This window comes from Methylobacterium phyllostachyos, assembly GCF_900103445.1.
Classification (GTDB): Bacteria; Pseudomonadota; Alphaproteobacteria; order Rhizobiales; family Beijerinckiaceae; genus Methylobacterium; species Methylobacterium phyllostachyos.
The window spans coordinates 302,325-316,742 of sequence record NZ_FNHS01000005.1 but is presented as its reverse complement, the minus strand read 5'-3'; the positions used below and the strand labels follow the sequence as shown (position 1 = coordinate 316,742).

Genomic DNA, 14,418 nt, shown 5'->3' with positions numbered 1-14,418 from the left:
GCGCTGCACCGCACGAAGCGCCGCCCGCCCGGCAAGGTCAAGCGAAGCCTCCAGTCCCAAAGCCCCGGACGCCTTCGTTTCCCCGGGATCACGGCTTCTCGGGCGGATCCGAATTCACGGCTTCCTCATACGCCTCCATCCAGGCGGCGCGTTCCTCGGAGCCCTCCGGATAGGGACACGCGGTCACGGGCTTGCCGTAGAGGCGGGCATTGCGGCCCTGGATGAACGGGCTGTCGCTCGCGGTGGCCTGGACGTTGGTCAATATCGCCTCCCGAAGATTTGGGGTTGAAGCCTTGGGGTGGGGCTTCGTTAACGGCCGCGTCGTAAATCTGTTGCCGTCTCAAGTCGCGTCCCGGGTCGTCGCGTGCGTATCCTGCGTTCTCTCCTCGGCGCCGCCCTCGTCCTCGCCTCCACGGCGACGGTGGTGTTCGTCAGTGCCGACCGGCTCGCCCATCTGGCGCCCACCCCGGTGGTCCGCGCCGCCCAGGCGGAGCCCTCCGCAACCGGATCGATTCCGGCGCCGATGAAAGCCGCGCCGGCGCCGAAGCCGGCCGCGCCCAGCATCCCGAACGGGTTCGACACCGAGCGGCTCCACGCCCTCATGCGCGGCGACCCGATCCTGCCGGGCCGGTAAGCCTTCGCAAAACCGGGCCTACAGCATCGGGACTGTTCTCAAGCGCCGGTTCAGAGGCCGCCTTCGGGGAACCGCAGCGGACGCGTCCGGGCGGAATCGCGACGCGGCCGGATCCGTTGCGCACCCCGCGCCCCTCTCCCGCACGGCAGACGCTTACGGCGGTCCAAGCCGTGTCTTGTGGCTTGCATCGACGCGGAGCGGCAGGGATCGAAGCCGAGGCGTGACGCCTGGGCCGGGGCCGCCCCCCCCCCCCGCGCAGGCCAGGGGGCGGATCCATCCCGGGGGGCCTTGACGGGGAACGGCATCCCGACAGCAGACCCGGTCCCCAGAAGGCCGGCAGGGTCGCCAGCGCGCACGCGGCCGCCGCGTCCGATTGGCAGTTCCTGGCCGGGGGTGAACACCGGCATACCGGCGTAGATGCCCGCGGGCAGGCAGCCTGGATCTGCACACGGCGGCGGAGATGAAGGCGGGCGGGACCTTGGCGGTGGCGGCGTCACCGTCGTGCCTCATGGCCGCACCGGGAGCCTCCGCCCAACTCGGGCGTCCGGAACAGTTTGTCCACCCGTAATTCTTACCGCCGCTCAGGGCAGAAATACCGCGCAGAAGTTCTACTACCGACTCCATTAGCATTCAGAACTGTCACATCCATCGGCAAAAATTCGCCGACGCTGATCAGCGCCCAACCACGCAGATTTATTATTGAGTTGCGGAAATTTCAGACCTATGCTGCGCTTCGTCAGGAGCCAAAGTCGTGAGCCGTTTCGTTAAGACTCGAATTTCCTTGAAGATTGCTTTTGCATTCGCTTTTATCGCAGCAAATTCAGTCGGGTATTTATGGTATATCTCCAAGCGCATGATCGTGGTCGATGCGACCTACAGCGCCTATCTCGACAACGACGCCACGGCCGCCACGATGGCGGCGCGTCTCGGCCGCGTCGTCTATCAGATGAGCTACGTGGCCTTTCGCGCCCTCGGCGAGGCCGATCCGGACGAGTCGGACCGGGTGGGCAGCGCCTTCGAACCGCTTCCGGCCGAGGCCTCGAAGCTCCTCGGCGGCGTGCGCCGGAACGCGCCGGCCTTCCACGACCGGATCGACCGGATCGCCGGTCTACTGGACACCTACGCCCATCTCACCGGCGAGATGTGCGCCATGACCAAGAAGGGCATGAGCGCCCAGGCCCTGACCCTTGCCCACAAGAAGGTGGATCCCCTCCAGAAGACGCTGTTTGCGGAACTCGACGCCTTCGCGGACGACCTCGGCGCGGCGATCCGTGACGGCTCCGCGGCGCTGGGGACGGAGACCCGGACGACCTTGGTCTGGGTGATCGGCCTGTCGGCGGCGGGCATCGCGGCCAGCATCCTGGTCGGCCTGCTGATCGTGAGTTTTGGCGTCACGCGCCCGCTCGGCAGGTTGACGGTGGCCCTGAAGGCCATGTCGCAGGGAGAGCTGAGCGCGGAGGTTCGGGAGGCGCGGCGCCGGGACGAGATCGGCGCCATCGGCAAGGCCGTGGAGGCCATCAAGGCCCTGGTCGCCCGCAGGGCCGCCGAGCAGGCGGACAGCAAGCGGCGGACCGACGAGGCCGTCGCCGCCGATCGCAGCCGCACGCTGATGGCCTTCGCCGACGGCTTCGAGGACACGGTGGGCCGGATCATCGGCCTCGTCTCCGCTTCGGTCGCCACGCTGCAGGCCACCGCCCAGACCATGACCGACACGGCCGCGCGCACCGCCGACCGCTCGACCGCTGTGGCGACCGCCGCCGAGGAGGCGGCCGCCAATGTCAACACGGTGGCGAGCGCGGCCGAGGAGCTGGGCTCGTCGGTCCTTGAGATCGGCCGGCAGGTCAGCGGCTCGGCCACGCTGGCGCAGAACGCCGTCTCGGAGGCCGACCGGACCGCCGCCCTGGTGCAGGATCTCAGCGCCGCCGCCGGCAAGGTGGGCGCCGTCGTCGAAATGATCGCCACCATCGCGAGCCAGACCAACCTGCTGGCGCTCAACGCCACGATCGAGGCCGCCCGGGCCGGCGAGGCAGGCCGTGGCTTCGCCGTCGTGGCTGGGGAGGTCAAGGAACTCGCCGGGCAGGCAGCCCAGGCGACGGGAGAAATCTCGGATCAGATCGGCCACATCCAGGGGGCGACCGGACAGGCGGTGTCGGTGATCGCCACGATCGCGGCGCGGATCCGCGAGATCGACACGGTGGCCACCTCGATCGCGGCGGCGGTGGAGCAGCAGGGGGCGGCCACCCAAGAAATCGTCCGCAACGTCGCGCAGGCCGCGACTGGGACCAGAGAGGTCACCGCCAACATGGCGGGCGTGGCCGAGGCCTCGGAGGCGACCGGCGCCGCCGCCGGTCAGGTTCTGGCCGCCGCCTCCGCTCTGGCGCGCCAGTCGGAGGAACTCGGCGGCGAGGTCCGGCGCTTTCTCGCCACGATCCGGGCGGCGTGAGCTCGGCCACTCGAGGGCGCCGGATCGTGCGGCCAAAAGGCCTCATGATTGGCATCGAAAGATTTTTCTTTGTCCGAAATCATATCCAATTTAGAATTCAAATCCTGCATATGCATCTTCGCATATCGCCTACAGAACAATCTTTAGTTATTTGATCATCACGCAAAAAATCAACACTATCGCTTGTCTCTGTTTGGAGCTGACATAATTTGACGCAGCCAGACCAAGGCCGCGTCGAAGGAACCATCATGAACTTAACGATCAAGGTAAATATTCTGTCGAAGCTGCTGACGGTCATTGCTTTGATGGGTGCCATTTTCTTGGGATGCGCCCTGTACACATCCAATAAAATCGCCGGCATCGACGGGGCCTACACGATCTTGCTCGACAAGGAATCGAAGGCGGTCGTGAAGGTCGCCCGCCTGAACCGCATCGTGGCGCAGCTCGGCTACACCGCCCTGCGCACTGCGACGGAGGCCGGCACCGCCGAAGGGACAAGCATCGGCCGCCATCTCGACACCCTCGCGGCCGAGGCGTCGACGCTGATCGACGGCGCCCGGCGGGAGGCGCCGAACTTCCGGGAGCGCATCGATCAGATCGCCAGTTATTTCGACGCCTCTATGCGGGCGATCCGCGACCTGCGCGATCTGGCCGACGCGGGTAAGGCGGACGAAGCCCTGTCCCTGGCGCGCCGGATCGCGAACGGCGACCAGAATCAGGTGACCAAGGCCGCCCACATGCTCGTGGACGACATGGAAGCCTCGCTCCAGAAGCGGTCGGACGACTTGACCGTGGAGGTCAACGCCACGCGCTCGCTGCTGCTGGCCGTCTCGCTCACCGGCATCGCTGTCGGCGTGGCCGCGGGCTTCGTGGTCGTGATCTTCGGCGTCACGCGCCCGATCCGCCGGCTGGCGGCCAAACTGCAGCGCATGGCCGACGGGGCGATCGACGCGGAGATCACCGAGGCCCGACGCGGCGACGAGATCGGCCTGATCGGCCGGGCCGTCGAGGGCATCAAGGCCCTGGTCGCCCGGAACGCCGCCGAGCAGGCCCAGAGCCAGCGCAGGGCCGAAGAGGCAGCCACGGAGGCGCGCCGCCGGGCCATGCTGGAACTCGCCGACGGATTCCAGGGCACGGTCGGCCGGATCATCAACTTGGTCTCCGCTGCGGCGACCGAGCTGCAGACCACCGCGCAGACCATGACGGCGACGGCAACACAGACGGCCAGCCAGTCCACGACCGTGGCGGCTGCCGCCGAGCAGGCCGCCTCGAACGTCAACACGGTAGCGAGCGCGGCCGAGGAACTGGGCTCGTCGGTGCAGGAGATCGGCCGGCAGGCGGATGGCTCGGCCAAGCTTGCCCAGGGCGCCGTGTCCGAGGCCAGCCAGACGGCCACACTGGTGCGGGACCTCAGCGCCGCCGCCGCCAAGGTCGGCGACGTGGTGCGGCTGATCACCGACATCGCAGCTCAGACCAACCTGCTGGCGCTCAACGCGACCATCGAGGCGGCGCGGGCCGGGGAGGCCGGGCGGGGCTTCGCGGTGGTCGCCGCCGAGGTCAAGGAGCTGGCCGACCAGACCGCCCGGGCGACCGAGGAGATTGCCGGCCAGATCAGCCAGATCCAGAAATCGACTGGCTCGGCCGTCTCGGTCATCGGCGGGATCACCGACCGCATCCGGGAGATCGAAGCGGTCGCGACGTCGATCGCGGCCGCGGTGGAGGAGCAGAGCGCGGCCACGCAGGAGATCGTCCGCAACGTCGGTCAGGCGGCGCAGGGCACCGGCGAGGTGACCAGCAACATCGCCGGCGTGGCCTCGGCGGCCACGGAGACGGGCCGGGCGGCGGACCACGTCCTCGGCGCCGCGTCGGACCTGTCGCGGCAATCCGAGCTGCTCAGCGGCGAGGTCGAGCGCTTCCTGGCGACGATCCGCGCCGCCTGACCGAAGCGGGACCGGGACAGGGGAGGTCGGCCCTGCGTCCTTCCCCCTGTCCCAGGCGGGCTGCCGGGCGTACAGCCCCGGCACCGCCCGGCCGTCCGGGCCGATCGGGAGGAACCCGTGGGCCTCGTCTACGCGCTCGCCGCCTATCTGAGCTGGGGCCTGCTGGTCCCGGTCCATTTCCGTCTGCTCGGAGCCTACAGCCCGAACCACATCCTGGCCGAGCGCATCGTCTGGTCGAGCCTGTTCGCCGGGACCCTGGCCCTGGTCCTGGCGGCGCGCCATCGCCTCGTTCTGCCGCGGCCCCTGCGCCCGCGGCATGCCATGCTGGCGCTCTCGGCCGCGATGATCGGCGTGAACTGGCTGCTCTACCTCTATGCGGTCAGCAGCGGGCACCTGCTCGACGCGAGCCTCGGCTATTACATCAATCCGCTGGTCAGCGTGGCGCTCGGGCGGGTGGCGCTCGGCGAGCGCCTGCGGCCGCTGCAGGCGGCGGCCGTCGTGGTCGCGGCGGTGGGTGTCGGGGTCGCGGTGATCTGGGCCGGCGAGCTGCCGTTGATGTCCCTGTCGCTGGCGGTGAGCTTCGCGCTCTACGGCCTCGTCCGCAAAATCGTCGGGGTCGACGCGCTGGTCGGCTTCCTGGCCGAGACGCTGCTGCTCCTGCCGGCGGCGATCGCGTGGCTCGTCCTCACGCCCGAGCCGTTCCTGCCCGCAGAGCCTGCGAGCCGCGCGCTGCTGATGCTGACCGGCCTCACGACAGCCCTGCCGCTGATCTGGTTCGCCGCCGCGGCGGTGCGGCTGCGCCTGACCACGCTGGGCCTGCTGCAATACGTCGCCCCGACCTGCCTGCTCGGCCTCAGCGTGCTGGCCTATGGCGAGCGGGTGGAGCCGCACCGGGCCCTGATGCTCGCCCTGATCTGGGTGGCGCTCGCCCTCTACACCGTCGATGCCCTCCGGGGCCGGCGCACCCCGGTCCCCGCGCCGGCGCGGTCGGATCCGGGCGCGATGCGTGTATAAGGCATACTGGTACGGGCCAGCCGGGGCCGGATCAGGAATGATGCGCAGCCGATGAGCGAGCGATGAGCGAGACAGAGGGCGGCGCCGCGGCCGTAACGGATGCCGACTACCGGATTCTCGCCGAGACGCTGCCGCAGCTCGCCTGGATCGCCGAGGCCGACGGCACCATCATCTGGTACAACCAGCGCTGGTATGACTACACCGGCACCTCGCTCGAGGAGATGCGTGGCTGGGGCTGGCGCACCGTCCACCATCCGGATCACGTCGCGGCGGTGACGGAACGCTATCAGGCCGCCATCGCCCTCGGAAGCTCCTGGGAGGATACGTTCCCGCTGCGCGGCCGGGACGGGGTCTACCGCTGGTTCCTCTCCAAGGCGCGGCCGCACCGGGATGAATCCGGGCGGGTCCTGCGCTGGTATGGGACCAACACGGATATCTCCGGTCGCCGCGCCATCGAGGAGCGCCTGCGCCATTCCGAGCAGCGATTTCGGGCACTCGTCGACGCTTCCGCGGCCGTGATCTGGAACACCAACGCCGCGGGCGAGCTGACCCCGCCGCAGGTCCGCTGGAGCATCTACACGGGCCAGACCGAGGAGGCCTATCAGGGCTGGGGCTGGCTCGACGCGGTCCACCCCGACGACCGCGGGCAAGCCGCTGATGCCTGGGCGGCCTGCGTGGAGGCGCGCAAGACCTACGAGATCGAGTACCGCCTGCGCCGCCACGACGGGGTCTGGCGCGCCATGGAGGTCCGCGGCGTGCCGGTGCTGGCCGAGGACGGCAGCCTGCGGGAATGGGTCGGCACCTGCGTCGACGTCACCGAGCGCAAGGAGGCCGAGGAGGCGGTGGAGCGGGCGCGCCAAGCCGCCGAGGCCGCCAACCGCGCCAAGAGCCAGTTCATCGCCAACATGAGCCACGAGCTGCGCACGCCCCTCTCGGCGGTGATCGGCTATTCCGAGATGCTCGGCGAGGAGCTGGAGGATATCGGCCAGGCCGCCCTCCTGCCGGACCTGCGCAAGATCGAGGCGGCGGCGCGCCACCTCCTGTCGCTGATCAACGACGTGCTCGACATCTCGAAGATCGAGGCCGGCCGCATGACCGCCTCGGCCGAGACCTTTGCCGTCACCGATCTGCTGCAGGACGTGTCCGACGCCACCGGCTCCCTGGTGGAGAAGAAGGGCAACCGCTTCGTCCTCGACACGGACGGGGCCGATCTCGGGTCGATGCACCAGGATCAGACCAAGATCCGCCAGTGCCTGCTGAACCTGATCGGCAACGCCGCCAAGTTCACCGAGAAGGGCACCATCACGCTGACGGTGCAGCGGCACCGGGAGGCGGGGGCCGATTGGCTGTCCTTCGCCATCGCGGATACCGGCATCGGCATGAGCGAGGAGCAGATCGGGCGCCTGTTCGAGCGCTTCGTGCAGGCCGACGACTCCACCACACGCCAGTTCGGCGGCACGGGCCTCGGGCTCGCCATCACCCGCGCCTTCTGCCGGACGATGGGCGGCGACATCGGCGTCACCAGCAATCCAGGGGCGGGCTCGACCTTCACGATCCGCCTGCCCGCGACGCTGGCGCCCGAGGACGCACCGCCCGCCGAGGCCGAGGCCCACGCGGTGGAGCCGCACGAGCAGCACGAGACGGTCCTGCTGGTCGACGACGATCCGGCCGCCCGGGAGCTGCTCCAGCGTTTCCTGGAGCGCGAGGGGTTCCACGTGCGCAGCGCCAACGATGGCCGCGCCGGCCTGACGCTCGCCCGGGCGCTCAAGCCCCGGGCGATCCTGCTCGACGTCGAGATGCCGCGCATGGACGGCTGGGCGGTGCTGCACGCGGTCCGCAACGACCCCGACCTCGCCGGGACGCCGGTCATCATGACCTCGGTGGTGGCCGAGCAGGGCCTCGGCCAGGCGCTCGGCGCGACCGACTATTTCGTCAAGCCGATCGACTGGGACCGGCTCAAGGGTATGATGGAGCGCTACCGGCCTGAGGCGCCGAACGAAGCCCGCATCCTCGTGGTCGACGACGACGCGGATGCCCGCGAGCGCCTGCGCCGGTCGCTCGGCCGCGAGGGCTGGATCGTCGACGAGGCGGAGAACGGCCGGATCGCCCTGGAGCGGGTGAACGAAGCGCGGCCGAGCCTGATCCTCCTCGACCTGATGATGCCCGAGATGGACGGGTTCGGCTTCCTGCGGGCCCTGCGCGCCCGGCCCGACGGCGACGTGCCGGTGGTGGTGCTCACCGCCAAGGAGATCACCCATGCCGAGAAGGAGAGCCTGACCCGGCAGGCCGACCGGGTGATCGCCAAGGGCTCGATGAGCCTCGCGGAGATCGGCCGGCAACTGCGGGTGCTCTACGCGCGTTCGGCGAGCGAGCCGGTGCCGGGACAACTCCAGGGCCTGATCGCGCGGCTCGCCGAGCAGGAGACGGGGGACAGGCCATGAGCGATGAGGGAATCGATCCCGACAAGGCGGTGGCGATCCGCCTGCGGGCGCGGCTCGCCGTGGTGGAGCGTGCGGCGTGGTTCGGCATGGTCCACGCCATGAAGACGCGGCCCGAAGAGACCGAGGCCTACATCGCCTCCGAGCGGGCGCGCTGCACGGAGGGTTTTGGGAGTGGCGCCTGGGCGAAGGATCTCACCGACGCGGAGCGGACAATGCTGGCCGACGAAGTCGATGCCGGCTTGGCGCAGCTGATCGAGGATGCGCGCGGCGAGGTGTGAGCCGCCGTCTTTGCGAGCGGAGCGAAGCAACCCAGTGTCGCACCACGCCCTCCGAGGTCGCGCTGCCCTGGGTCACTTCGCTTCGCTCGTGATGACGGCGAGGACGGCATCAAGCCCCGGCCCCTAAGCCCCTCGAAACACATCACCCCAAGCCGGCGGCAAGCCCGTCCACGAGAGAGGCGCCGCCACCGCCTGCCCCGGCAGGCTTCGCGCCGAAAACACCCCCCGCGCCACCGCCCGGGCCAGCACCTGCGCGGCGGCATCGCCCAGGCGCGCCATTTCCACCACCGGATCGGCCAGCGGCACGGCGCCGGTGGCCGCGGCAAACACCAGATCGCCGTCGAGGGGGGTATGCGCCGGCACGAGGGCGCGGGCGAGGCCGTCCTGGGCCGCCACCGCGAGGCGGCGGCACTGCGCCTTGGTCAGGCCTGCGTCGGTCGCCACCACGGCGAGCGTCGTCGCGGCGCCCGGCAGCGCCCGGGCCGGAAAGGCGAGGGCGTCGGTTGGTACCCGGGCCGGCGAGCCCAGGCCGCCGAACTCGTCGCCCGCCTCGAAGGGCGCGGCCCAGAAATGCGGCCCGTCTCCGATCGTCGCGTTGCCGAAGGCGTTCACCGCCACGAGCGCACCGACCCGGAAGCCCGTGCCCGCGACGAGCGCCGAGGCCGAGCCGATCCCACCCTTCAGACGCCCGGTGCGCGCGCCGGTCCCGGCCCCCACGGAGCCCAGCTCGAAGGCCTCGGCCGCCGCCGCGGCGGCCTGGAAGCCGAGTTCGCGATAGGGCGGGTAGCGGCCCCATTCCTTGTCGCCGCCGTTGAGCAGGTCGAACAGGATCGCCCCGGGCACGATCGGCACCCGCATCCCGCCGACCGGGAAGCCGCGCCCGGCCTCGGCGAGCCACGCCGTCACGCCCGCCGCCACGTCGAGTCCGAAGGCCGAGCCCCCGGACAACACCAGAGCATCGATCCGCTCCACGGTGCGCTCGGGATCGAGCAGGTCGGTCTCCCGGGTCCCCGGCCCGCCGCCGCGCACGTCTACGGAGGCGATCACCGGCGCGTCGAACAGGATCGCGGTGACGCCGCTGGCGATCCGCAGATCGCTCGCGTGGCCGACCCGCAGGCCGGGAATATCCGTGATGCAATTCCGCAGCATCGGTGGAGCTTGCCACGACGGGCGATCGACGCAAATCCCGGCAGGCGCCGCGGACCGCCCGACCGGGTTCTCCGGTTGGTCAGGCGGCAGACCGGATCAAGGAGCACGCCATGAACGTCGGATTCATCGGACTGGGGCGGATGGGGCGGGCCATGGCGGCCAGTCTCGCAAGGGCCGGGCACACGGTCCGGGCCTGGAACCGGTCGCCGGAGGCCGCGAAGGGCATTGCGGGAGTGACGCCGGTGGGTAGCGCCGCGGAGGCCTTTGCGGGCGACGCCGTCATCACCATGCTGGCCGACGACGCGGCGCTCGAGGCCGTGATCGTGGCCGGCGGCCTGCTCGACCGGCCGGAGCGCCCGGGCGTGCATATCGGCATGAGCACGATCTCGGTGGCGCTCGCCAAGCAGCTCGCTGCGGTGCACGATCGGGCGGGCGTCCCCTACATCTCGGCGCCGGTCTTCGGCCGGCCGGACGTGGCGGAGGCCGGCAAGCTCAACATCGTGGCGGCCGGCGCGTCGGACCTGATCGACCGCGCCGCTCCGCTGCTCGACGCCATGGGCGCCAAGACCTGGCGGTTCGGCGACGATCCGGTGCGGGCGAACGCCGTCAAGCTCGCCGGCAACTTCATGCTGATCTCGGCGATCGAGGCCATGGCGGAGGCTTGCAGCCTGACCGAGGGCCACGGGGTGCCGGGCGCCGACTTCCTCGACCTGATGACCAACACCCTGTTCGCCTCGCCGGTCTACAAGGGCTACGGCGCGTCGATCGCCCAGAACCGCTACGAGCCGCCGGGCTTCATCCTCAAGCTCGGCGCCAAGGACGTGCGGCTCGCCCTCCAGGCGGCCGAGGGCGCGGGCGTGCCGATGCCGTTCGCCAGCGTCCTGCGCGACAGCCTGATCGAGGCGATCAGCCACGGCGACGGCGAGAAGGATCTCGCGGCGCTCGCCCGGGTCTCCGCACGCCGTGCAGGGCAGGGTTGAACCCGGCAACGACATTGCACCTTAAATGCGAAATTTAAGACTCCGTTCAAATAAACGTTACAGTGTCCGCGCGACTTTAAACGCGGATACCAGCACATGCTTCGCCGACTCGTCTCGCTACGCGCGATGTCCCTGTCCACGAAGGTGATCCTCTTGGCGATGCTCGCGGTGTCTATCACCGCGGGCGCGATCTCGATCACCGTCTCGCGGCAGACGTGGTCGCAGATGGAGGATCGCCAGCGCGCCAACGGCGAGCGCAACCTGCGGACGCTCGCCCTGGTCCTGGCCGAGCGGCTGCCGGGCGCGACCACGGAACTCGCGGACACCCGGGTCGCCAAGGTCGCGACGCCGAGCCTCTCGGGCTTCACGGATGCCGCCGTGGTGGACAACGCCGTGGCGTATACCGGCGGCATGGCGACGGTCTTCAGCTTCGAACCCGCGACCGACAGCTTCGTGCGCCGCCAGACGACGGTGCGCCGCGAGGACGGCGCCCGCGCGGTCGGCACGGCGCTCGCCCCCGACAGCCCCGCCCAGGCCGTCGTGCGCGCCGGCAAGACCTACGAGGGTCCGGCCATGCTGTTCGGCCGCCGCTACTACACGGTCTACCAGCCGACCTTCGACGCGGCCGGCACGGTGAACGGCCTCCTGTTCGTCGGCCTGCCGATCGAGATGTATTTCGACGCCCACGCGCAGACCATGACGAGCCTCGGCATCGCGGCTCTGGTCATCGCGGCGCTGGCCTGCGCCCTGGTGGGCTTCGCGGCGGCGCGCCTGTTCCGCCCCTTCGCGACGATCGCGACCCGGATCGAGGGGCTGGCAGCGGGCGATCTGGAGACGCCGATCCCCCATGCCGGGCGCGGCGACGAGATCGGCGCAGTGGCCCGGTCGGTCGAGGTGCTGCGCGGAGCCGGCCTGCGGACGCGGGAGCTCGAAGGCCTGCAGAGCGCCGGCGCCGCCGGCGAGGCGCAGCGGCGCGCCAATCTCGACCGCGCCATCGAGGCGTTCCGCGGGCAGGTCGGCGTGCTGAAGGGTGCGCTCACCGCCAGCACCGGCTCGATGCGCGACCGGGCCGGCGAGATGGCGGCCAGCTCCGCCGAAGCCGAGGGCGCGGTGGCCGAGACCGAGCGGGGCTCGCACGAGACGTCCGCCAGCGTCCAGACCGTGGCGAGCGCGGCCGAGGAACTCTCCGCCTCGATCAGCGAGATTGGCGGGCAGCTCAATCAGGCCGAAGCCCTGGTCGCCACCGCGAGCGCGGATTCGGACGCGATGAATGCCGAGATCGGCGGCCTCGCCGAGGCCACCGGCCGCATCGGCGCCGTGGTCGGGCTGATCCGCCAGATCGCCGAGCAGACCAACCTGCTGGCCCTCAACGCGACGATCGAGGCCGCCCGGGCGGGCACCGCCGGCCGCGGCTTCGCGGTGGTGGCGAGCGAGGTCAAGGCACTGGCCGAGCAGACCGCGAAGGCCACCCAAGAGATCTCCGGCCAGATCGCCGGCGTCCAGACCTCCACCGCGGCCACCGTGGCGGCGATCGGCCGGATGGGCGAGCGGATGCGCGCGGTCAGCATGACCACGGGCGGCATCGCGGCCTCGGTGAGCGCCCAGAGCGCGGCCACCGCCGAGATCTCCCGCAACGTCGCCGAGACGGCCGGCGCCACGGAGGCGATCGCCAGCGGCCTCTCCACGGTGGCGGGCGCCGCCCGGCGCTCCGCCCGGATGGCTGCCACCGTCACCGAGGCGGCTCAGACGGTCGATACCGTTGCGGCCGAGCTGGAGGGCGAGATCGAGCGCTTCCTGGCGCAGGTGGCAGCCTGACGCACAACGTCGATTGGGTGCGGGCGGCAGCAGATCGGCCTGCCCGTCACCCGCTCGGCTACGATGTTCACACAACGGCGCCGACGCGCTCTCCTCCCCCTTGTGGGGAGGAGTTGGAGGTGGGGGTAGAGCAGAAGGCACCTTGACGCTCGATCCTGAACCACCCCCACCCCTGGCCCCTCCCCACAAGGGGGAGGGAAAAGCGCTTTGTTTCAAGAGCGTTCAGCGCCGGCAAGGGAAACGGAAATCTGCTAGGCCCACCCGTCGGGCAACGGGGCAATCGCATCCTTCCTGAGAGCGACAGCCCGCGCTCAGAGCCCGAACCGGGCGAAGGCGGCGCGCTCCTCAACGGCCGCCATCGCGCCCCCGGCGAGGTCGTTGATCCCCCCCGGCGTACCACCCCGGCGCAGCAGGCGGGACAGGAACCCGCCCCGGGCCTCGGCGACGAGCCTGAGATCGACCTTCTCGCCGAACCGGGCGCGCATCACCGTGCGCACGTCGCCCAGCGCATCGACGAGGCCGAGGGGCAGCGCCTGCCGGCCGGTCCAGACCGCCCCGGTGAACAGGTTCTCGCCCTTCGACAGGGTCGGGCGGCGCGCTGTCACAAGGCCCGTGAACAGGTCCTGCACGTCGGCCTGAATGCGCTTCAGCCGCTCGACATCCGCCGGATCCTCCGGTCGGAACGGGTCGAGCATCGACTTCGCCTCGCCCTGGGTGTGCACACGGCGCTCGACGCCGAGCTTCTCCAGCAGGCCGTGGAAGCCGAACCCGGCCGAGACCACACCAATCGAGCCGACGATCGAGGTCGGGTCGGCGACGATCTCATCGGCCGCGCAGGCGATCATGTAGCCGCCGGACGCCGCGACATCCTCCACGAAGGCGAGGACCGGCAGGCGCTTCTCCTCAGCCAGCGCCCGGATTCGGCGGTGGATCAGGTGCGACTGCGCGGGCGAGCCCCCCGGCGAGTTGATGATGAGGGCCACCGCCTTGACGCCCGGCATCCCGAAGGCCCGCTCCAGGCTGCCCGCCACGCCGCCGATCGAGAGCCCCGGGCGGATCGGCGAGACCGCCCCGATCGTGCCGGAGAGCCGGACCACGGCGACCCGCGGGCGGCGGTCGCGGAAGCGACGCGGGAGGAGGGCGCGGACAGAGTCGGACAACGCGAACGCCATGGGGATCTTACGCGGCTCGTCTGGGGATCGGGGCGGGAACGGCCCGGCTGGGTCTACCGGAAACTGGGCGTTCCTTAACCCCAAGCAAGGGTGGTGCGTCTGCGCAGTCCCACGGATCGAACCGTTTGCCGACCTTGGCCGTTCTTGGCGGTGGCGCGTCGCGCGCCGACCCGGATCCGCAGGCACATCCGGGCCTCACCACGGGAGAGAGACGATGCGACCCTGGCCTATCCTGGTCCTCCTGGCCGCGCTGATCGGCGGCCTTGCCGGCGCGCCCGCCCGCGCGGCGCCCCTACCGGTCCCGGCGACCGCCGAGGCCGCGGCGCCCGCCCCAGTGGTACAGCTCGCCCGCTGGCATTACCGGCGGCACTGGCACCATCGCCATCATTGGCGGCGCCACTGGCATCACCGCCGCCACCATTGGCACCACCGGCACCACTGGCGCCGGCACCACTGGCACCGCCATCACGGCTACCGGCACCACGCCTTTCGGGGCCGCGCGGTGGGCCACCGCCACCTGACATTCTACTGAGCCCAGCAGCCCGCGGCCCG

12 protein-coding genes are annotated in these 14,418 nt (G+C 70.6%); 9 read left to right on the top strand and 3 right to left on the bottom strand.

Annotation, left to right across the window (positions count from 1 at the left end):
- Positions 1 to 88 precede the first annotated feature (88 nt).
- Positions 89 to 262, bottom strand: a complete 174-nt coding sequence (locus BLQ49_RS29655; protein WP_167627686.1) for an Rmf/CrpP fold protein — start codon at positions 260 to 262, stop codon at positions 89 to 91.
- Positions 263 to 364: 102 nt separating this feature from the next.
- Here BLQ49_RS29655 and BLQ49_RS10415 point away from each other — a divergent pair, with 102 nt between their 5' ends.
- From BLQ49_RS10415 to BLQ49_RS10390, 6 genes are all read left to right on the top strand, one after another.
- Positions 365 to 634, top strand: coding sequence for a hypothetical protein (locus tag BLQ49_RS10415; RefSeq protein ID WP_091715604.1), 270 nt, complete (start codon positions 365 to 367; stop codon positions 632 to 634).
- An 853-nt stretch (positions 635 to 1,487) separates the two neighbouring features.
- Entirely contained in the window at positions 1,488 to 3,077 is a 1,590-nt protein-coding gene (locus tag BLQ49_RS10410) for a methyl-accepting chemotaxis protein (RefSeq protein WP_091715602.1), read from the top strand.
- 248 nt (positions 3,078 to 3,325) lie between these two features.
- On the top strand, positions 3,326 to 5,017 hold the full coding sequence (locus BLQ49_RS10405; RefSeq protein WP_091715601.1) for a methyl-accepting chemotaxis protein: 1,692 nt from the start codon (positions 3,326 to 3,328) through the stop codon (positions 5,015 to 5,017).
- Between the two features lie 117 nt (positions 5,018 to 5,134).
- Positions 5,135 to 6,031 (top strand): EamA family transporter RarD, encoded by an 897-nt coding sequence (rarD, locus tag BLQ49_RS10400; RefSeq protein ID WP_091715599.1) that lies wholly within the window; start codon positions 5,135 to 5,137, stop codon positions 6,029 to 6,031.
- Between the two features lie 62 nt (positions 6,032 to 6,093).
- A complete protein-coding gene (locus BLQ49_RS10395; RefSeq protein WP_091715598.1) occupies positions 6,094 to 8,472 on the top strand; it encodes a hybrid sensor histidine kinase/response regulator in 2,379 nt (792 codons plus the stop codon).
- A complete protein-coding gene (locus tag BLQ49_RS10390; RefSeq protein WP_091715596.1) occupies positions 8,469 to 8,750 on the top strand; it encodes a hypothetical protein in 282 nt (93 codons plus the stop codon). Before BLQ49_RS10395 ends, BLQ49_RS10390 begins: the two co-directional genes overlap by 4 nt.
- Before the next feature lie 123 nt (positions 8,751 to 8,873).
- Here BLQ49_RS10390 and BLQ49_RS10385 read toward each other — a convergent pair whose 3' ends face one another.
- The gene (locus BLQ49_RS10385; RefSeq protein WP_091715595.1) at positions 8,874 to 9,899 is read right to left on the bottom strand and encodes a P1 family peptidase; all 1,026 of its coding nucleotides are present in this window, start codon (positions 9,897 to 9,899) and stop codon (positions 8,874 to 8,876) included.
- Positions 9,900 to 10,009: 110 nt separating this feature from the next.
- Here BLQ49_RS10385 and BLQ49_RS10380 point away from each other — a divergent pair, with 110 nt between their 5' ends.
- Together BLQ49_RS10380 and BLQ49_RS10375 are read left to right on the top strand one after the other, a co-directional pair.
- Positions 10,010 to 10,879, top strand: coding sequence for an NAD(P)-dependent oxidoreductase (locus BLQ49_RS10380; RefSeq protein ID WP_091715593.1), 870 nt, complete (start codon positions 10,010 to 10,012; stop codon positions 10,877 to 10,879).
- 96 nt (positions 10,880 to 10,975) lie between these two features.
- On the top strand, positions 10,976 to 12,694 hold the full coding sequence (locus tag BLQ49_RS10375) for a methyl-accepting chemotaxis protein (protein ID WP_091715591.1): 1,719 nt from the start codon (positions 10,976 to 10,978) through the stop codon (positions 12,692 to 12,694).
- Positions 12,695 to 13,005: 311 nt separating this feature from the next.
- Here BLQ49_RS10375 and BLQ49_RS10370 read toward each other — a convergent pair whose 3' ends face one another.
- A complete protein-coding gene (locus tag BLQ49_RS10370; protein ID WP_091715589.1) occupies positions 13,006 to 13,866 on the bottom strand; it encodes a S49 family peptidase in 861 nt (286 codons plus the stop codon).
- 214 nt (positions 13,867 to 14,080) lie between these two features.
- On the opposite strand from BLQ49_RS10370, the gene BLQ49_RS10365 reads away from it, so the two are divergent.
- Positions 14,081 to 14,398 (top strand): hypothetical protein, encoded by a 318-nt coding sequence (locus BLQ49_RS10365; protein ID WP_091715587.1) that lies wholly within the window; start codon positions 14,081 to 14,083, stop codon positions 14,396 to 14,398.
- Positions 14,399 to 14,418: the final 20 nt, after the last annotated feature.

Coding starts and splice junctions, on each gene's coding strand:
- BLQ49_RS10365 (WP_091715587.1), top strand. CDS start 14,081: ATGCGACCCTGGCCTATCCTGGTCCTCCTGGCCGCGCTGATCGGCGGC.
- BLQ49_RS10405 (WP_091715601.1), top strand. CDS start 3,326: ATGAACTTAACGATCAAGGTAAATATTCTGTCGAAGCTGCTGACGGTC.
- BLQ49_RS10385 (WP_091715595.1), bottom strand. CDS start 9,899: ATGCTGCGGAATTGCATCACGGATATTCCCGGCCTGCGGGTCGGCCAC.
- BLQ49_RS10410 (WP_091715602.1), top strand. CDS start 1,488: ATGATCGTGGTCGATGCGACCTACAGCGCCTATCTCGACAACGACGCC.
- BLQ49_RS10380 (WP_091715593.1), top strand. CDS start 10,010: ATGAACGTCGGATTCATCGGACTGGGGCGGATGGGGCGGGCCATGGCG.
- BLQ49_RS10395 (WP_091715598.1), top strand. CDS start 6,094: ATGAGCGAGACAGAGGGCGGCGCCGCGGCCGTAACGGATGCCGACTAC.
- BLQ49_RS10390 (WP_091715596.1), top strand. CDS start 8,469: ATGAGCGATGAGGGAATCGATCCCGACAAGGCGGTGGCGATCCGCCTG.
- BLQ49_RS10370 (WP_091715589.1), bottom strand. CDS start 13,866: ATGGCGTTCGCGTTGTCCGACTCTGTCCGCGCCCTCCTCCCGCGTCGC.
- BLQ49_RS10375 (WP_091715591.1), top strand. CDS start 10,976: ATGCTTCGCCGACTCGTCTCGCTACGCGCGATGTCCCTGTCCACGAAG.